The sequence below is a fragment of the Rhizobium lusitanum genome (assembly GCF_014189535.1).
Taxonomy (GTDB): Bacteria; Pseudomonadota; Alphaproteobacteria; order Rhizobiales; family Rhizobiaceae; genus Rhizobium; species Rhizobium lusitanum_C.
This window is the reverse complement of the sequence record NZ_CP050307.1, coordinates 418,452-435,638: the sequence shown is the minus strand read 5'-3', so window position 1 is coordinate 435,638 and position 17,187 is coordinate 418,452. Positions and strand designations below refer to the sequence as shown.

The 17,187-nt window shown below is 59.3% G+C and carries 18 protein-coding genes; 3 read left to right on the top strand and 15 right to left on the bottom strand.

The window, feature by feature from the left end; translation table 11 throughout:
• Window positions 1-6 precede the first annotated feature (6 nt).
• From HB780_RS05000 to HB780_RS04980, 5 genes are all read right to left on the bottom strand, one after another.
• A complete protein-coding gene (locus HB780_RS05000; RefSeq protein WP_183688945.1) occupies window positions 7-894 on the bottom strand; it encodes a DMT family transporter in 888 nt (295 codons plus the stop codon).
• A gap of 128 nt (window positions 895-1,022) precedes the next feature.
• Window positions 1,023-1,583 carry an NADPH-dependent FMN reductase gene (locus HB780_RS04995; protein WP_183688944.1) on the bottom strand — a complete coding sequence of 187 codons (561 nt, stop codon included), beginning with the start codon at window positions 1,581-1,583 and terminating at the stop codon, window positions 1,023-1,025.
• A gap of 82 nt (window positions 1,584-1,665) precedes the next feature.
• Complete coding sequence (locus HB780_RS04990; protein ID WP_183688943.1) at window positions 1,666-2,892, bottom strand: NAD(P)/FAD-dependent oxidoreductase; 1,227 nt, start codon at window positions 2,890-2,892, stop codon at window positions 1,666-1,668.
• Window positions 2,893-2,902: 10 nt separating this feature from the next.
• Window positions 2,903-3,217 carry a MocE family 2Fe-2S type ferredoxin gene (locus tag HB780_RS04985; RefSeq protein WP_183688942.1) on the bottom strand — a complete coding sequence of 105 codons (315 nt, stop codon included), beginning with the start codon at window positions 3,215-3,217 and terminating at the stop codon, window positions 2,903-2,905.
• 30 nt (window positions 3,218-3,247) lie between these two features.
• Window positions 3,248-4,333 carry a fatty acid desaturase family protein gene (locus HB780_RS04980; RefSeq protein WP_183688941.1) on the bottom strand — a complete coding sequence of 362 codons (1,086 nt, stop codon included), beginning with the start codon at window positions 4,331-4,333 and terminating at the stop codon, window positions 3,248-3,250.
• A gap of 155 nt (window positions 4,334-4,488) precedes the next feature.
• Between HB780_RS04980 and HB780_RS04975 the strand changes: the two genes are divergently transcribed.
• The gene (locus HB780_RS04975; RefSeq protein WP_183688940.1) at window positions 4,489-5,517 is read left to right on the top strand and encodes a LacI family DNA-binding transcriptional regulator; all 1,029 of its coding nucleotides are present in this window, start codon (window positions 4,489-4,491) and stop codon (window positions 5,515-5,517) included.
• A 158-nt stretch (window positions 5,518-5,675) separates the two neighbouring features.
• Window positions 5,676-6,488, top strand: coding sequence for a TIM barrel protein (locus HB780_RS04970; protein WP_183688939.1), 813 nt, complete (start codon window positions 5,676-5,678; stop codon window positions 6,486-6,488).
• A 36-nt stretch (window positions 6,489-6,524) separates the two neighbouring features.
• On the opposite strand, the gene nikR is transcribed toward HB780_RS04970, so the two are convergent.
• From nikR to cbiE, 3 genes are all read right to left on the bottom strand, one after another.
• On the bottom strand, window positions 6,525-6,962 hold the full coding sequence (nikR, locus tag HB780_RS04965) for a nickel-responsive transcriptional regulator NikR (protein ID WP_183688938.1): 438 nt from the start codon (window positions 6,960-6,962) through the stop codon (window positions 6,525-6,527).
• Window positions 6,963-7,033: 71 nt separating this feature from the next.
• Window positions 7,034-7,792, bottom strand: a complete 759-nt coding sequence (gene cobM / locus HB780_RS04960; RefSeq protein ID WP_183688937.1) for a precorrin-4 C(11)-methyltransferase — start codon at window positions 7,790-7,792, stop codon at window positions 7,034-7,036.
• Window positions 7,793-7,808: 16 nt separating this feature from the next.
• Window positions 7,809-9,035, bottom strand: coding sequence for a precorrin-6y C5,15-methyltransferase (decarboxylating) subunit CbiE (gene cbiE / locus HB780_RS04955; RefSeq protein WP_183688936.1), 1,227 nt, complete (start codon window positions 9,033-9,035; stop codon window positions 7,809-7,811).
• On the opposite strand from cbiE, the gene HB780_RS04950 reads away from it, so the two are divergent.
• Window positions 9,034-9,804, top strand: a complete 771-nt coding sequence (locus HB780_RS04950; protein ID WP_183688935.1) for a cobalt-precorrin-6A reductase — start codon at window positions 9,034-9,036, stop codon at window positions 9,802-9,804. The two genes, cbiE and HB780_RS04950, sit on opposite strands and share 2 nt — an antisense overlap.
• On the opposite strand, the gene HB780_RS04945 is transcribed toward HB780_RS04950, so the two are convergent.
• The 7 genes from HB780_RS04945 to HB780_RS04915 all read right to left on the bottom strand — a co-directional run bounded on the left by HB780_RS04945 (window position 9,768) and on the right by HB780_RS04915 (window position 16,989).
• Window positions 9,768-10,532: a precorrin-3B C(17)-methyltransferase gene (locus tag HB780_RS04945; protein WP_183688934.1), complete on the bottom strand. Its 765-nt coding sequence runs from the start codon at window positions 10,530-10,532 to the stop codon at window positions 9,768-9,770. The genes HB780_RS04950 and HB780_RS04945 overlap by 37 nt on opposite strands.
• Window positions 10,529-11,266: a precorrin-2 C(20)-methyltransferase gene (locus HB780_RS04940; RefSeq protein WP_183688933.1), complete on the bottom strand. Its 738-nt coding sequence runs from the start codon at window positions 11,264-11,266 to the stop codon at window positions 10,529-10,531. The genes HB780_RS04945 and HB780_RS04940 overlap by 4 nt, the downstream gene beginning before the upstream one ends.
• Window positions 11,263-11,895, bottom strand: a complete 633-nt coding sequence (locus HB780_RS04935) for a precorrin-8X methylmutase (RefSeq protein WP_183688932.1) — start codon at window positions 11,893-11,895, stop codon at window positions 11,263-11,265. Before HB780_RS04935 ends, HB780_RS04940 begins: the two co-directional genes overlap by 4 nt.
• A 2-nt stretch (window positions 11,896-11,897) precedes the next feature.
• Window positions 11,898-13,310: a precorrin-3B synthase gene (gene cobG, locus HB780_RS04930; RefSeq protein ID WP_183688931.1), complete on the bottom strand. Its 1,413-nt coding sequence runs from the start codon at window positions 13,308-13,310 to the stop codon at window positions 11,898-11,900.
• 74 nt (window positions 13,311-13,384) lie between these two features.
• Window positions 13,385-14,161 (bottom strand): precorrin-6A synthase (deacetylating), encoded by a 777-nt coding sequence (cobF, locus tag HB780_RS04925; RefSeq protein ID WP_183688930.1) that lies wholly within the window; start codon window positions 14,159-14,161, stop codon window positions 13,385-13,387.
• Between the two features lie 74 nt (window positions 14,162-14,235).
• Window positions 14,236-16,032, bottom strand: coding sequence for an HAD-IIIC family phosphatase (locus HB780_RS04920; protein ID WP_183688929.1), 1,797 nt, complete (start codon window positions 16,030-16,032; stop codon window positions 14,236-14,238).
• Between the two features lie 192 nt (window positions 16,033-16,224).
• Window positions 16,225-16,989 (bottom strand): class I SAM-dependent methyltransferase, encoded by a 765-nt coding sequence (locus HB780_RS04915; protein WP_183688928.1) that lies wholly within the window; start codon window positions 16,987-16,989, stop codon window positions 16,225-16,227.
• Window positions 16,990-17,187: the final 198 nt, after the last annotated feature.

Here is a 17,187-nt window from a genome sequence, read left to right as displayed (position 1 = left end):
AAGCCTCTACCCTCCGGCGCCCCTCGACCGAGACTTGGCCAGGGCATTTTCACGCCAGATCGTGAAAATGCCCGCGCCGACGACAATAACGGCACCGATGATCATATTGATGCCGAGCGTCTCGCCGAAGATCGCAACACCGATGACGGCGGAGAAGACAAGCTGCAGGTAGGTGAGCGGCTGGATGACCACCGCGTCGAGAAGATCATAGGCGCGGATGAGGAAATAATGGCTCGTCATGCCGGTGAGGCAAAGCAGGCCCATGAAGACCCAGTCATGCGGTAGCATCGGTGTCCAGAAAAACGGCCCGACAGTGCTCATCGCGATCGCGCCCACAACCCCGGTATAAAAGAAGCTCGTCATCGATGAATCCACCCTGCTGACATATCGGGTGATGACGACGTAGAGCGAAAACACCAGGGCGCCCGCCAGCGGCACCAGGAAGCGGATATCAAAGACACCGCTTTCCGGCTTCAGGATCAACAGCACCCCGACGAAGCCGACCGAGATCGCCAACCATCGCCGCCAGCCGACCCTTTCGCCGAGGATAGGCACGGAGAGCAGCGCAACCATCAGCGGGCCGGACGAGAAGATTGCCTGCGAATGCGCAAGACCGACCATGACGAAGGACGAAATGGCGATGACGATCTGCAGGGCGAGCAGGAGCCCGCGAACGATCTGCAGGCCAGGCTTTCTGGTGTGGACGACAACCCGCAATCCGCCCGGCGAGCGCGCTGCCAGCGCGATCGCAAACAGCATGAAACCCCAATAGCGTATCATCGCCACGAAAAGCGGCGGATAGGCGCTGACCAGATGTTTGGAGATCCCGTCCTGTATGGCGAAAATACTGATCGCCAACAGCGTGAAGACATAACCGGCAGTGTTGGATTTCATTTCGGCTCAAAGGAAGATTGTATGCGGCCCCGGAAGGGCCGGCTGACTCGACGCTGCTTATCACAATAGGTCATGCGGTCTTTCAATCATAGGCTTCAGGAAAACTCTCCGCGCGCGAAATGCGCGGATCAGTTCTTTTTCGCGCCCTCGACAAAGGCCGCAAATCCTTCGATGAAGGCGGCAAGGTTGTGCTTAACCTTCTCGTCGATGATTTTACCTTCCGCATCGAAAACGCTTCCCGAGCGCGAGACCATCAGCCGCCCGCCGAACCACGGATTTGTGCCAAGCGTTCGCAGCACCGGCAGCCAGGCATTCTGGCTGAGGATCGTCCCGAAATTACCGGGCGACGCCCCGAGGATGGCGACGGGCTTTGCCCCGAAGACGCGGGCGATATCGTCCGACGGACGGCTCATCCAGTCGATGGCATTCTTGAAGACGCCGGGAAGCGAATTGTTGTACTCCGGCGTGAACAGGATCAGGCCATCAGCGGCAACCGTTAGTTCCTTTAGTTCCGTCACCTTCTCCGGAATGCCGTCTGCCGCCTCGAGATCGGCATCATAAAGCGGCACGCCATGAATAGTCGCGGCGATGAGCTCGACACCCGGCGGCGCCAGTTCGACAGCGGCATGCAGCAGTGCCGTGTTGAAGGAACCTTTGCGGAGGCTGCCCGATATGCCCAGAATTTTCATCGTATCCCCCTGATGACCAAATGGAGAGAGTTTGCCGTTCAGGGCCATTCGTCAAGGGTAAGCCTGGGCGCTTGGACGTGGATCATGCCGCAAGAAGCGATTTCAGTTTGACATGACTTGCCGTCAGCGCCTCTGGATCGGGGTGCGCATGGGCGGCGATCAACATTTCGGCAAGGCGGATATCACGGGCGACAGCATTGCCTTGGCCGATGCCGCTGGCTGCGAGAAGCCGCCCGGCATCATCGAGATGAAAGAGGATGAAGGCCCCGTCGGAAAGATCGCGCCTGAGCGTTGTCGTTGCACCATCGGCAAGGCCGGCGATCTGCAGCGTCAGATCATATTGATCGGACCAGAACCACGGCACGGCGGAAATGCTGTTCCCTTCGCCGAGCATGTTGCCCGCTGCCAATGTTCCCTGTTCCTGTGCATTGCGCCAGGACTCCAGCCGAACCCGCCGCCCGCCATAAAGCGCCAGCGGGAATGAGCAGCAATCTCCGGCCGCGAAAATATCGGCCCTGGAGGTCTCCAGCCGCTCGTTCACCGCGATGCCGTTGTCGATCGCAAGGCCCGCCTTCTCTGCCAATGCGACGTTCGGAAGAGCGCCGATGCCGATCAGGACGAGATCGGCGGAGATGATCTCGCCGCTCCCCAGGCGAATAACAGTGCTATCCGCCCCCTCCTCGACGGCGACGATAGTCTCGCCGCAGCGGATATCGACGCCTTCCTGCCGATGGCGCCCTGCCATAACCTCGGCAATCTCCTCCGGCACGCCTCGCTTCAGAACGCGCGGCAAGCCCTCGATAATGGTCACCTCCGCGCCAAGCTTGCGCGCCGTGGCCGCCAGTTCGAGACCGATGAAGCCGCCACCGATAATCGCGATGTGCTGGCCGGGATGAAGGACTGCCCGCAAAGCGCAAGCATCGGCATGGGTGCGAAGCAGGCGAATGCGCTCGCCAGTTCCGGCAAGGCCTGGAAAGGGACGCGCGGATGCGCCGGTTGCCAATAGCAATTTGTCGTAGCCGAGCTTTTCTCCGCCTGAGAGCGTGACCGCCTTGGTAGCCGGATCGATATCAATCACATCAATGCCCAGTCGCAAGTCGATACGCTGTTCCGTGTAACGCTCCAATGCCGTCACGAACTTCGGTTCAGCCGCATGGACAAGCCCTTCCTTCGAGAGCGGCGGGCGCTCATAGGGTGCGACCGGCTCGGCGCCGATCAAAGTGATGTCGCCATCAAAGCCCTTCTCCCTCAGCGCAAAGGCAGCGCGCGCGCCGCATTCCCCTGCCCCGACGATGATAAAATGCGGCATGACTTTCTCCCTACACCGCAATGAAGACGGTGCCGCCTTCGACTTTGACCGGATAGGTCTGGAGGTTGACGCAGACGGGTGCACCCTTGGCCTCGCCGGTCCGGTAATCGAAACGGCCGTTGTGCTTCGGACATTCGATGATGTGGTCCATGACCAGCCCATCGGCGAGATGGATCTGCTCATGTGTGCAGAGACCGTCGGTGGCGAAGTATTCATCGTCCGGACTGCGATAAATCGCGAAGGTCCGTCCGCCGTGGTCGAAGCGCATCACATCTTCTTCGTCTATCGCATCGGCTGCGCAGACCTCGATCCAATTGCCGCTCATTCTTGCCTCCCTGATTTCAGTTTTTAGCTGTTATTGTGCCGCTTCGGGCAATGCGCCGTGGAATTCTTCCCGATAGGGCCGCGCCGTCGGCGGCAGCTCACGCTTCAGGAAATAATCCTCGTTCTTGAGCTGACGGAGAAAGGCCGGGATCATCTCGCGATAACCCGACCAGATGGACGGATTGGGCTGCGGAAGGTCGTGCTTGATCATCGCATGCAGCTTTGGCAGCGCATGGTAGGGCACCATCGGGAACATGTGATGCTCGACATGATAGTTCATGTTCCAATAGATGAAGCGGCTGATCGGGTTCATCAGCACCGAGCGGCTGTTCAGCCGGTGGTCGATGACATTGTCGGCAAGGCCGCCATGCTGCAGCAGGCCGGTCAACACATGATGCCAGGCGCCATAGAGCCGCGGCAGGCCAATCAGCACCAGTGGTAGGATCGAGCCCATGTAAATAGTCGCAGCAATGGTCACCACGTAGATCGCTGTCCAGATGCGGGCGATGCGGATCGCCTTCGGCTGCTCCTGCTCCGGGATGAAGGTCTTTTCCTCGGCGCTGACGATGCCGGCGGCATTGCGGATCATATCCAGCATGCCATAGGCAGCATCGAGAATACCGAAGAAATTCAGAACAAGGCGCAGGAGATCCGGCGGCCGCATGACAGCGATTTCCGGGTCGCGGCCGACGATGACGGTATCGGTGTGGTGGCGGGTATGGCTCCAGCGCCAAGTCACCGGATTGCGCATGATCATGAAACAGGCGATCTGATAGACCGCGTCGTTCATCCAACGGGTCTTGAAAGCCGTGCCGTGGCCGCATTCGTGCCAGCGGCTGTCGGAGGCGGAACCGTAGAGCACGCCATAGGCCAGGAAGAAGGGAACCGAGAGCCACGAGCCCCAGAAATAGACGCCAAGCCCGGCGAAGATGACCATGCTGCCCAGCCAAATGATCGTGTCGCGAATGGCGGCCTTGTCGGAGCGCTGCATCAGCGCCTTCATCTCCTTGCGGGGAATATCCGTGTGATACCACTCCGCCGCCGCCAGCCCCGTTTCGACCGCCCGCTTGCTGCTCGGGCCGAGCAGGCTGTAATCGCGTTTGATTGTCTCAATCATCTCTTCCTCCCGCGATGCGCCAAAAAAAGCGCACCGCACCTCATGCCGAGAAGGATAGGCCGAGTTTTTGCTTGCCTCAATGCGTGAATGATGGAATCTATCAAAAGCTATCATCACTGCACTATCATTACTGATAGAACACATCAGGAGCCGATATGCGCCGCCCGACGATTTCCGACCTCGCAAAAGCATCCGGCGTCAGCGTGGCAACCATTGATCGCGTGCTCAACGGGCGGCATCGCGTCCGCGAGGAAACGGCCCGGCGCGTCTATGAGGCCGCGCAGTCGATCGGCTATCATGCAGTGGGCCTGCTGCGGCAGCGCGTTTTCGAGGACCTGCCGCAATACCGGCTGGGCTTCGTGCTGCAGAAGCCATCGCAACCCTTCTATCAGGCCTTCGCCAAGGAGATTACGGCGACGGCGCAGACAGTCGCCACCGCACGTATCCATGCGCAGGTCGATTTTGTCGCCGCATCCACACCGACGGCGATCGTCGAAAAGCTGAAAGCCATGGCGGCGCGGACCCAGGCCGTTGCGCTTGTCGCACCCGATTATCCGGCGGTAACCACGGCAATTGAAGAGTTGAAGGAAAAGGGGATCCCCGTCTTTTCGCTCCTATCCGACTTCGCGACGGGCGTGCGCGAAACCTATATCGGCGTCGACAATCGCAAAGTCGGGCGCACAGCCGCCTGGACCATCGCCAAGTCGGCGCATCGCCCAGGCAAGGTCGCCTGCTTCGTCGGCAGCCATCGTTTTCACGGCCATGAACTGCGCGAGATCGGCTTTCGCTCCTATTTCCGCGAGAATGCACCCGATTTCGAGGTGCTGGATACGCTTATCAATCTGGACACCGCGGAGATCACCCACGAGGCGACGCTGAACCTCTTGCAGAAACATCCGGATCTCATCGGTTTCTACGTCTGCGGTGGCGGCATGGAGGGTGCGATCTCCGCTATCCGTGAGGAAGGGCTTGCCGGAAAACTGGTCGTCGTCGTCAACGAGCTGACGCCGGAATCGAAGGCGGCGCTTGCCGATGATGTCGTCTCCATGGTCATCGGCACCCCGCTCCCCTCGCTCTGCAAGGAGCTGTTTGGCTTGATGATCGGCGCCGTTGAGCGCGGCGAGGCGACCATGCCGGGCCAATCCTTCTTGCCATTCGACATTTTCATCTCGGAAAACATCTAGTCGGGAATGATGGAATCCCATCATTACGCGGATATTTCTATCATCGATGATAGCCGATGCAATAGGTCGAGGATGGATCGGCAGTGCGATTCTGGATAGTCATCTTGGCATGTACGGCCGAGTAATTGTCCCGCCGGCCGACGAGGAGGAATACCCGCATGAGTTCCATTCGTTTCGCGCTCAATCACATGTGCGCGCCGTCCCTGCCCCTTGAGACCTTCTTCTCCACGGCGAAGAGCCTCGGCATCGACAGCGTCGAAATCCGCAACGACTTGGCCGGCAACGCCATCATCGATGGTACGGCGGCGGCGGCCGTCAAGGCGCTTGCGGCACAGCATGGGCTGACGATCATTTCGATCAACGCGCTACAGCGCTTCAACGAGTGGAATGAGGTCCGCGCCAAGGAGGCTGCCGAACTCATCGGCTATGCACGCGATTGCGGCGCCAAGGCGCTGGTGCTCGTTCCCGTCAACGACGGTAGCGGCCGTGAGCCGGATGCCCGCCGGCACAATCTCCTGACAGCGCTAACGGCGCTAAAGCCGATATTGGACGAGGCTGGGATCATCGGCCTGGTCGAGCCGCTCGGTTTCGAGATCTGCTCGCTAAGCTCGAAGACGGAAGCAGCGGCCGCGATCAAATCCCTCGACGCCCAATCCACCTTCCGCCTCGTCCACGACACGTTCCATCATCACCTTGCCGGCGAGACGGCCACTTTCCCCGAGCTTACCGGCCTGGTTCATATCTCCGGCGTCAGCGATACGAATGTTACGGTCTCCGATATGCGCGACCCGCATCGCGTCCTGGTCGACGCCAGTGATCGTCTCGACAATGCGGGCCAGATGCGGGCGCTGTTGTCCGCCGGCTATGCCGGTCCCTTCTCCTTCGAGCCCTTTGCGCCGGACGTGCATGCGCTGAAGGAGCCGGCGGAGGCATTGAAGCAAAGCATGGCCTATTTGTCCGCGCAGGTTTGATGGCGGCGATGCGAGATTCCAAGCTGATCTCGCGGATCAATCGTGTGAATGTGGCCCATGATCGTGTGGGCCATGTTCCGACGGAATGAGATGCAAATTCCCGAAACGAACACCGCGTTGGGTGACCACGCTGTCGGCGAAGGATTTGATCTCTCCGACCGTGCCTTTCAGCACGGAGACTTCCAGGCAATCGTGCCCGTCGACGTGAACGTGCAGTGTCGAGACAGAGAGATCATGGTGATGATGCTGCGTTGTCGTCAGGCGGCGTGAGAGATCGCGGGTCTCGTGTTCGTAGACATAAGTAAGCGTGGCGTAACACTTCGTTTCGCTGTTGACGGCCGCCTGCTCGCGGGTGACAGCGTCGCGCACGAGATCGCGCAGCGTTTCCGAGCGGCTGGCATAGCCGCGCAGTTCGCTGATCTTGTCGATCGTCTCCAGAAGATCATCATCGATGGTAATGGTGATGCGCTGCATCTCTTTCCCCTTTTGCGAATGGTCCGACTAGAGGAAATTTCAGCGGGAATTGCAACGGCATCCGCTGCCTGTCATTCCCTGCCCCGGAAACGGCGCTGATAGGCAGGATCGTAAAGCGAACTCTCGCGGAAATCGTCGGCGGTGAGCGACGGGCCGACGAAGATCAGTGCGGTACGCTCGATCGGCTCGGCCGCGACTTGTGCTTCAATCGTGCCCAGTGTGCCGCGAAGAATGCGCTCGTCCGGCCAGGAGGCCTTGACGACGATCGCGACCGGGCAATCAGCGCCATAAAGCGGCGTCAATTCCTCGACCACCTGCCCGAGCGCATGGATCGCCAGGTGAATGGCGAGCGTCGCGCCCGTGGCGCCGAATTTTGCCAACGTCTCATCGTTCGGCATCGGCGAGGCGCGGCCGGAAACCCGCGTGAGAACAAGGCTTTGAGCGACGGCGGGAATGGTCAACTCGCGTCCAAGGGCGGAGGCCGCCGCCGCAAAGGCGGGAACGCCGGGGGTCAGCGTGTAGGGGATATCGTGCTTTTCCAGGCGACGGATCTGCTCGGCGACAGCGCTCCAGACCGAGAGATCGCCGGAATGCAGGCGCGCGACATCCTTACCCGATGCAGCCGCTTTCAGATATTCGGCCTCGATCTCGTCCAGGGACATTGGCGCGGTATCGACGATGCGAGCGCCCGGCGGGCAATATTGCAGAAGCTCCGGCGAGACGATCGAGCCGGCATAGAGGCAGACCGGGCATTTGCCGATCAGGTCCCTGCCGCGGACGGTGATCAGGTCAGCCGCACCCGGTCCCGCTCCGATGAAATGCACCGTCATTCAGCTACCCCACTTCTCATTCTTTAACCCATGACCACTGCGTCACCGGCATCGCCGGCCGCCAGCCGGTCATGCTGCCGATGGGCGCGGCGCGGGCGATATCGATACGGATCAGCGAGCCGCCGCGACGGGCATGCTCAGTGAGCAGGATCGCTTCCATTTCGGTCGTCACCGCATTGGCAACCAACCGCCCACCCTTCTTCAATTCGCCGACGGCCGCATCCATGACGCCGGCATCGCTGCCACCGCCGCCGATGAAGATCGCGTCGGGCGTGGGCAATCCGGTAAGTGCATGCGGTGCCTGCGCTTCAACGACGGCAAGCCCCGGGACACCGAAGCTCGCTGCATTACGGCGAATGCGGGCAGCACGGTCACTGTTGGATTCGATGGCGATGGCGCGCATCGAGGGATCGGCGAGCATCCATTCGATGGCGATAGAGCCGGAACCGGCTCCGATATCCCATAGCAATTCACCCCGGCGCGGTGCAAGCGCCGACAAGGTCATTGCCCGAATCTCCCGCTTGGTGATCTGGCCGTCATGTTCAAACAGGTGATCGTCAAGCCCCGCGGCGAGCGGCAGGATGCGCGCGCCCTCACCCGCCACGACGTCGATGCCGCATACGTTCAAATCATTGATGCCGGAGAGCGCAAAATTGGCGGCTTGCTGTCTGGAAACGCGCTCATTCGGCCCACCCAGCGCTTCAAGAACCGTCAGCATCGATTGGCCGAACCCGTTTTCCTGCAAAAGGCGGGCGAGATCGGCCGGCCCCTGCCCATCCGAGGTCAGGGCCAGGATCTTGCGGCCCGGATGCAGATGTGGGCGGACAAGATCGAGCGGTCGGCCATGCAGCGAGAGGACAGTGACATCCTGCAACGGCCAGCCGAGACGCGAGGCGGCAAGGCTGAAGGAGGACGGCGCTGCGATGACGGTCATTTCCGAGATGGGGACATGTCGTGAAAGCGTCGCGCCGACGCCATAGAAAAAGGGATCCCCGGAAGCAAGCACGACGATCGGTGTCCCGCGCCGCGCCAGCACGGCCTCGATGGATTTTTCGAAGGGGCTCAGCCAGGCATGCGCTTCGCCCTTGATCAAAGGCCGCGTGAGCTCGATATGCCGCGCGCCGCCGAAGACGACCGGGGCATATGCTATCAAACGCTTGGCCTCGTCGCCGAGCCCGGCTGGACCGTCTTCGCCGATGCCGATAAGAGTGAGCCAGCGTTGAGCGGAAGGTATCTCAGACATGGGCGGAACCCGCATTCTGATCTTGGGTGGCACGACGGAAGCTCGCCGGCTGGCGGCATCGCTGGCTACCCGCGCCGATCTCGATGTCATACTGTCGCTGGCCGGCAGAACCACCGATCCGGCTCCGCAGCCGGTTCCCGTTCGCACCGGCGGCTTTGGTGGCGCCGAGGGGCTTGCGCGCTATTTGAAGGATGAGGCTATCGATCTGCTGATCGACGCGACCCATCCTTTCGCCGCACGCATTTCCGCCAATGCCGTTGACGCCGCCGGTCGCAGGGGTATTGCCGCTTTTGCACTCCGTCGGCCCGCCTGGTTGCCGGTCGAGGGTGATCGCTGGCGCACGGTGCGCAGCGTTTCCGAGGCGATTGCCGCACTCGGCACCTCCCCTCTCCGCATCTTCCTGGCGATCGGCCGGCAAGAGGCTCATCACGCCAATGCCGCGCCCATCCATCATTATTGGGTGCGCAGCGTTGATCCGGTCGAGCCGGTGCTGACGGCGCCTGATGTCACCTATATCCACGCCAAGGGTCCGTTCCACCTGGACGACGAACTGGCGATGCTGCGGGAATATCGTATCGATGCGGTGGTCGCCAAGAACAGCGGTGGCGATGCCACCTATGCGAAGATCGAGGCTGCGCGGCAATTGGGTATCGAGGTGATCATGGTCGAGCGCGCGCATGCCGCCAGCCTGCCGGCTGTCGAAACTATCGAGGCTGCGCTGCTTCGTATCGATCATCTCGCCTCTTCCTTGATGAAGCGTGGCGTATAGACCAGATCGGGTTTTCCGTTCCGGGCGATAACGCGCGTTTCGGCGGAGCCGATGATCACGCAAGTGGCCATATCGGCATATGATGCCTCTGCCTCCGCCAGCCTTGCAATCGCGATGTTTTCATCCGGCCGTCCGGCGGCGCGGCCGAAAATAACCGGTGTTGCCGCCGGCAACAGGTCGCGTAATATCTCGAAAGCCTTGCTGAGCTGCCAGGGACGCGCCTTGCTGATCGGATTGTAAAGAGCGATCACCAGCCCTGCCTGCGCAACAGAGCGAAGCCTGTTTTCAATGATAGTCCAAGGCTTCAGATTGTCGGACAGCGAAATGGCACAGAAATCATGCCCAAGCGGCGCGCCGATGCGCGCGGCAACCGCAAGCATGGCGGTAATGCCGGGCACCACAACGAGATCGACACCGCGCCACGCGTCCGGCCCGTTGTCGATCGCCTCACACACTGCCGCCGCCATGGCGAAGACACCGGGATCGCCGCCGGAGACGACGCAGACATTCGCACCCGCAACGGCACGCTCCAGCGCTGCTTTGGCACGGTCCAGTTCCTCGCGATTGTCCGAGGCATGGCGGATCTGATCCGCGCGCAGCGACAGGCGATCGAGATAGGGACCATAGCCAAAGAATTCGACAGCATCAGCCGCAACGGCCAGCGCCTCCGGCGTCATCTGCTCCGGATTGCCAGGGCCTGTGCCGATGATCGAGAGACGTCCGCTCATGGCTTTCCTTCCCAACCGGGAACGAGGATCAGCGAGAAGTAGGGAGCTTCGATATCTCCTCGGCTGGCGAGCGGCGTCATCGCGCCGTTCGTCATCGTGCCACGTTCGACATAGATGGCCTCGTCGAGCCGTCCAGCAGTCACGAGTGCACGACGAATTTTCGGTAAGTTACGGCCGACCTTCATGATCACGGCGGCCTGCGTATCGCCAAGACGGCGGGCCAGCTCGCCTTCCGCCATGGTGCCCGGAAGTACAGAAAGCACGTCGTCCCCCTGCACCATCGGCAGGCCGGCGAGCGACCAGCAGCCGGACATGGCCGTCACGCCCGGAATGACCTCGGTCGGGAAACGGTCGGCAAGACGCACATGCAGATGCATATAGGAGCCATAGAAAAGCGGGTCGCCTTCACTGAGCACCGCGACGGTTTTCCCAGCCTTTAGATGCGCGGCAACAATTTCTGCGGAGACGTCGTAAAAGGATGTGATCTGACGATTGTATTCCGGCGCGTCCTTGTCGATTTCCGTGGTCACCGGATAATAGAGCGGCAGGAGCGTTACATCAGCTCGCAGCAAATCCTCGACGATGGCGCGGCCATTGCCGCCTCGTCCCTGCTTGGCGAAATAGGCGACGACGTCAGCTGTCTCCAGCGCCTTCACAGCCTTGACGGTCAAGAGATCCGGATCGCCGGGGCCTGTGCCGACACCGATCAGCCGGCCGGTGGAGTGCGCGTTCATAGGCCGGGCCTCGCCAATGCATTGAGAGTTGCCGCAGTAATGGCGCTGCCGCCAAGCCGGCCACGGACGATGGCATAGGGAACGCCATAGGAATTCTCCGCCAGCGCATCCTTGGATTCCGCCGCCCCCACGAAACCAACAGGCATACCGATAATGGCGGCTGGCTTCGGCGCGCCGTCGCGCAGCATTTCAAGAAGATGGAACAGCGCCGTCGGCGCATTGCCGATGGCGACGACGGAGCCGGCCAGGCGATCGCCCCAAAGATGCATCGCGGCGGCCGAACGAGTGTTGCCCGTCGCCTTTGCCAGCTCCAGCGTGCGCGGATCGTGCAGCGTGCAGATCACCTCGTTGGCGGCCGGCAGCCGAGCGCGGGTGACGCCATGGACGACCATCTCGGCATCGCAAAAGATCGGTGCGCCACGCGAAAGTGCCGCGCGCGCAGCGGCGACAAAATCGGAAGAGAACACGAAATGCTCGGAAGCCTCGACCAAGCCGCAGGCATGGATCATGCGAACGGCGACATCGGCCTCCGCGTCTGAAAAGCGTGACAGATCGGCTTCACTGCGGATGATCGCGAAGGAGCGCTCGTAGATCGCATTCCCCTCGCGGATATAATCATAGTCTGGCATTCCTACCCCTGTCGTAGCGCTGTAACGACCGCATCGGTGCCAAGCCGTGTAAGACACTCCTCCGCCGATTCGCCAGCAACTTTATTATTCCGTACCAGCCGGTTCATCCGCGCGAGTACCGATTTCAGTTCTTGTTTTCCGATGTAGGCCACGGGCTCGCTCGATGCGGACCCATTTACGACAATCCCGTAGCCCGTTGGCGCACCGACAATGGCAAGAGCTGCCTCGCCCGGATGGGCGCAGCCTTTGCGGCAGCCGGAGAGATGAACCTCGAGCGAGCCGTCAAGCAACTCCGGTGCCTCGTCGAGCAAGTCTGAAGCCACCGATTTTGTGGGATAAAAAGCCGAAGCACAGGCTCCCGCCCCGGAACAGACATCTATGTGGTTCGACGGATCATCCGCGCGCGTTCGAAAGCCATGGTTGGCCGCCGCCAGCTCAACATCCCGAACTGCTCTCTCGGCAAGGCCGAGCACCAGCAGGGCATGCTCCGGCGCGGTCCGGATTTCATTTGCTCCGGCAGCTTCAGCGATGTCGAGGAAATTCAGAATATCTCTGGCATGGATCTGTCCGAAGGACGGACGCAGGCCAAGAACGAGGCTGTTGTCGCCAAGACGATGAATGCCGATCGGCGAAATGGGCCGGTCGGCGTCGCCGAATGCACCATCTTGCATCGAAGGCAACCTTAACGGGAGACTGACGGCGTCGAGATCACGGCCGCGTGCATTCGGTCCAAGATGTGCCAGTGTTTTCAGCAGCTCGATAACAGCCGGGACGGACTGTTCGGCGGTCAGAGATGCGAGAACCCTCGCTGTCTGAGCGGTTCCACCTACCGCAAGGCTCCATACGATCGAACCGCTATCAGCTTTTGTGGCCATCAACCTGATATCCGCCGACATCGCATCCAGCGTCAGCCGCCCACCGCCATCGACGGTGATGGTCAGCTTGGGAGCCAATATGGGCTGAGGATCGAGCGCGGCGATCTCCCGGCGAAGCCGCGCGGCCAGATCCCGAGCGTCGGCAATCTCCAGCCGGTCCAGCCCACTCAGCGGAGGAACCTCGATGGCAATCCCAGTCTCCGGCACGATGCCCGCACGATCGATGTCCGCTGCCAGACCGGCCATGCTGTCCGTCGTCATGCCGCGCAGTTGAAGATTGCCGCGTGCCGTGATCTCGATCAGACCGTTGCCGTGCTTCGCAGCCGCCTCGCCGAGCGCACGAAATTGCGCGATGGGCAGGCCCGGCGTCATAGGGCGCAGCCGCACGAGCAACCCGTCGCCGGTGACCATCGGGGCGCTGAGTGAAGGGCAGGCGCCGCGGGCCATAGACGGTGCATCCGGAGCACAGGCAAGGGTATCCATCTCCCGCCGCGAGGAGACGTCCTGCCTTTCCATCCTGTACCTGTCGGCCACCGCCATGAGACAATCCTTATGAAGGACATGTCCTGACATAATCCGCATCGGCGGGCAAATAATTTGGCGGCGGGGGCGCCTCAGGCCTGATCGTCGAAATCCTGGCCCTTGCGGAGCAGATAGATATCCATGATCCAGCCATGCCTTGCCCGCGCTTCCGCCCGGGTCGCCACGATACGATCCGACACATCGGCGAGCCGGCCGGCGATGGTGATCTCATCCTCGGTGCCGAGATAGGCGCCCCAATAGATATAGGCATCGGGATCGTCGATCTTGCTGAAGGCCTGCTCGCCATCCAGCATGACGACGGCGGTTTCGACCATGCCCGGGAAACTCTCGGCCAGCCGGCGACCGGTGGTGATCTGAACCGGCTTTCCAACGAGATTGAGCGGAATGCGATGGCTCGCCGTCAGCGCCTGGATACTGGTGATGCCGGGAATGACGCTATAGTCGAGGGCAATGCGTTTGCGCGCACTCACCCGCTCGATGATGCGGATTGTGCTGTCATAAAGGCTCGGATCGCCCCAGACGAGGAAAGCGGCGCTGCCATTCTCCGGGACATGATCCTGGAACAGCCGTTCATAGGTTGCCGAGAGGTCCGCGTGCCAGTCATCGACGCTCTGAACATAGCTACGGTCCGCCGTCTGGCGCACCGGCACAGCATAGTCGACGACGCGGATGGTCTCGTTCGTGACATAGCGCTGGCAGATATCCTTGCGCACCTCGGCAAGTTCGGCCTTGGCCGCGCCCTTGCTGGGAATGAAGATAACATCAACCTTGTTCAGGGTATTGATCGCCTGCACGGTCAGGTGCTCGGGATTTCCCGTTCCGATACCGACAATATAGATGTGCCGCATGTCCACGCCCTCGTTCCATGGGCTGTGTGCCGGAAGCCGGGGGCTAATTCAAGTGCGGCGATAGAACCCGCCCTTCAAGCGACCCCGATCTTTACATGGGTATAGGCCTCGGGAAAATCGCCATCCGTCACCCAATGCGCTCCATCGTAGTAGAAACCGCACTTCTGAAAGAGATCACGAACGATCAAATTGGCTTCCGTTTCAACAATATGACCGCTCTTCAGGCCCCCATGATGATAAAGAAAACGAATGACCGCGCTTTCAACCCCAAGCCCAACAACCCGGCAGCTCATGACAAACTGAACCAGATACGGCCCGTTCAATATGGCAACGCCGACCAGCCCATAGGAAGAGTAATTGTCCTGAACTTCAAACGTCGAGAATTTCCAACCATGGGCAAACGCTTGACTGCATGCTTCCATGCTCCATCGCTGGCCGGTCGTATTGAACTGGTTGGATTTATTGATCAACTCGAATGCCCGCGGAAAGCTGCTATGGGAGATATCCGTTATCTCTCGGACAGCAACCTTCACACCCAGGGATGCAAGGAAGTCATTGCGGCTCATCTCAGATCTTGCCGTCTCACGCTTGACTTGATCCTGGATCATCTCCGTACGTCGGCTCGACTCCTGACTGATATAAGGCACCTGTAACTCGGGCGCCCACAGAAGAATTCGCCGGATCGAGTATAGCTCCTCTCCCAATGTGCGGATTGTCGGGAAAGCCGCTTGGACAAACTGCCGTTCGGCGGGGTTGTCATCGATGAAGAGAACATTCTTTGGCAGGAGGTTCGTATAAGCAAGAATTTCCTGGATGTTTTCGACCTTTGACCGCCAGTTGATCTTCCGGATCGCAAAATCATCAAGATCAAGCCTGCCACCAAGAATATCTGGCCAAAGTTCGTTTATATTTCCTTCTTCGTTTTTGCTGACGATTGCCAGAATGATACCCCTGTGCTTGAGATACTTCAGGGCCTCGACCATTCCAAGCGGCCAACCTTCAAGGATTTGAGGGTGAATGCCCTCTTCAGCCACGACACCGCGCCAAAGGGTGTCATCAAGATCCAGAATGACCAGCTTTACGCTGTCTTTCTGCCTGATCGATCGATACATGGCATCCATCTCGCCCCACAATGCGAGGGTGAAGTCGTCTATATTGAACGGATAGAGATCCAAAAGCTTGGTGGGAATAGCGATACGTCTCGTATCGTACTCACTGTCCCAGTCCGTGGCATAGGACGCATGGCTCCACGGCCAAACAAAATCTTCCTGAATATACTTTTTGCCAAAGGTCGATGCTATCGCATCAGTTTGAACGATATGAGTATTGATCCTTTCACCCGCAATCTGATGAAGGACTTTATTGATCTGCTCGACAAAATAGGTCGGATTGCGAAAATCATGGCGAGGCAAAAGCCGCCCTATCAAGTTCTGTTGAGGCGTTAGGAATTCCGATATGAATGTCATCAGATTGGAGTTTTCAGTATACTGCAATGCGCCGTTCAGCGTTTGAAGAAGTCTATCTTTTGCTTCTTCAAATTTCTCGATGAAAGGCTCCTCACTTTCGTGGGATAAATCTGCGAGCATCGTTTCGGGTATGACGGTTCGCAAGGGAAGATAGATAAACTGAAAGTCATATTCGCCAGCGGGCCTCGGCAGAGAGCATTCGGAGACCCCAGGGAAATTGTAAAGAATGTGGTCTACTTGAACATCTGGGAAAACTCTGTGCGCATAGTCCGAGACGCCCTGCGAAGTGCATGAGCCGATAACAAGAATTCGTTTGATTTCGGAATCGAGAACAGCCAGATCTCGCGGCACCCGAAACTGGAATTCCGGGGTTGGTCTCTTCACGGATTGGTTACTTTCGAGCATCTTTTGCTCCCGACTGAGCGATGAATCATTCTCCGACAAGCACTCACTCATTTCGGCGAAATAAACGTGCCGTAGCCGACAAGGCATCGGCGCCACATTTCAGGTATCGTGGAATGAATAATACGGCCAGAGATCCGCATTATTCATTTGTCACGTCACGACGGTGCCAGCGAGACTCGGAATTTTCAGACGTCACGCAAAAGAAAGAACTTTGTGTTCGCCCACTGTTGCGTAACGCCAGCGCCCGGAATGGATTTCCTTCGGCAAGGTTCGATCCAGAAATCCCCGCAGTTTGGTCAATGTTGCGGGCTGGTCCGAAAACGTCGTCAGGAACAGTTTATTCTGAAAGATCAGAAATGGGGCCAAGCGACGATTTGCAACCTCCATGTATTTGTAAAAGCCCTCGGTCACGGTCGGCCAATGCACTCCCAGGAAGTCATCCAGAAGCACAACACCACCGGAGACAAGGAGTTCCTGAGCGATCTCCATGTCGTTGACGACATGCGCGACCGTGTGTCCGCCATCCACGGACATCAATCTGACGCCCTTTGTGCCGAGCCGCTCGCGCGCCGTTGCCGGCGTAAGCGACATGCTGTCAGCCGAAATTGCCGTCACACGCGGGACAAGTTCCGGGAAAAAATTCTGCAGATGCTGCTCGAAAATCGTGAGCGAGCCCTTGCCGCTATGATCTAGGTTCTTTTGTTGATCTTCGAAAAGGTCGACGGCGACGCAGTGCTCGGTATCTCTCGACGCTGCCGCAAGCAGGAAGAACAGCTTACCATGATGGACGCCGATCTCGAGAATGTCGCCCTCCACCTTGTCGGCCTCGTGCAGCTCGCGAACAAATTTCAGAATATGCGGAATTCTATCGCCGACCCACCCATGAACATCCTTCCATATTAGCCGGAGTGCTGCATCCAAGACGTCAGTCTGGCCATCACTAGCCGTTATCAACATGTATCATCCCCCACATGTGCTTGTGCAAACCGCCCGATCCGCACAAACCATTCTTGTCGAGCATCATCGTTTCAAAGTGACGATTGACGCAGCGACGGAGATGGCAATATCGCCACAGCGTGACATGAGTGCCAGCCGGAAACCGTCTAATCTATACGCATTCCGAATGTATATTCGTCACATTTCCTTGAGTAATTT

Coding starts and splice junctions, on each gene's coding strand:
- HB780_RS04920 (WP_183688929.1), bottom strand. CDS start 16,032: ATGCTCGAAAGTAACCAATCCGTGAAGAGACCAACCCCGGAATTCCAG.
- HB780_RS04985 (WP_183688942.1), bottom strand. CDS start 3,217: ATGAGCGGCAATTGGATCGAGGTCTGCGCAGCCGATGCGATAGACGAA.
- cobM (WP_183688937.1), bottom strand. CDS start 7,792: ATGACGGTGCATTTCATCGGAGCGGGACCGGGTGCGGCTGACCTGATC.
- cobF (WP_183688930.1), bottom strand. CDS start 14,161: ATGCGGCACATCTATATTGTCGGTATCGGAACGGGAAATCCCGAGCAC.
- HB780_RS05000 (WP_183688945.1), bottom strand. CDS start 894: ATGAAATCCAACACTGCCGGTTATGTCTTCACGCTGTTGGCGATCAGT.
- HB780_RS04915 (WP_183688928.1), bottom strand. CDS start 16,989: ATGTTGATAACGGCTAGTGATGGCCAGACTGACGTCTTGGATGCAGCA.
- cbiE (WP_183688936.1), bottom strand. CDS start 9,035: ATGTCTGAGATACCTTCCGCTCAACGCTGGCTCACTCTTATCGGCATC.
- HB780_RS04970 (WP_183688939.1), top strand. CDS start 5,676: ATGAGTTCCATTCGTTTCGCGCTCAATCACATGTGCGCGCCGTCCCTG.
- HB780_RS04940 (WP_183688933.1), bottom strand. CDS start 11,266: ATGAACGCGCACTCCACCGGCCGGCTGATCGGTGTCGGCACAGGCCCC.
- HB780_RS04935 (WP_183688932.1), bottom strand. CDS start 11,895: ATGCCAGACTATGATTATATCCGCGAGGGGAATGCGATCTACGAGCGC.
- HB780_RS04950 (WP_183688935.1), top strand. CDS start 9,034: ATGGGCGGAACCCGCATTCTGATCTTGGGTGGCACGACGGAAGCTCGC.
- nikR (WP_183688938.1), bottom strand. CDS start 6,962: ATGCAGCGCATCACCATTACCATCGATGATGATCTTCTGGAGACGATC.
- HB780_RS04945 (WP_183688934.1), bottom strand. CDS start 10,532: ATGAGCGGACGTCTCTCGATCATCGGCACAGGCCCTGGCAATCCGGAG.
- HB780_RS04990 (WP_183688943.1), bottom strand. CDS start 2,892: ATGCCGCATTTTATCATCGTCGGGGCAGGGGAATGCGGCGCGCGCGCT.
- HB780_RS04975 (WP_183688940.1), top strand. CDS start 4,489: ATGCGCCGCCCGACGATTTCCGACCTCGCAAAAGCATCCGGCGTCAGC.
- HB780_RS04995 (WP_183688944.1), bottom strand. CDS start 1,583: ATGAAAATTCTGGGCATATCGGGCAGCCTCCGCAAAGGTTCCTTCAAC.
- cobG (WP_183688931.1), bottom strand. CDS start 13,310: ATGGCGGTGGCCGACAGGTACAGGATGGAAAGGCAGGACGTCTCCTCG.
- HB780_RS04980 (WP_183688941.1), bottom strand. CDS start 4,333: ATGATTGAGACAATCAAACGCGATTACAGCCTGCTCGGCCCGAGCAGC.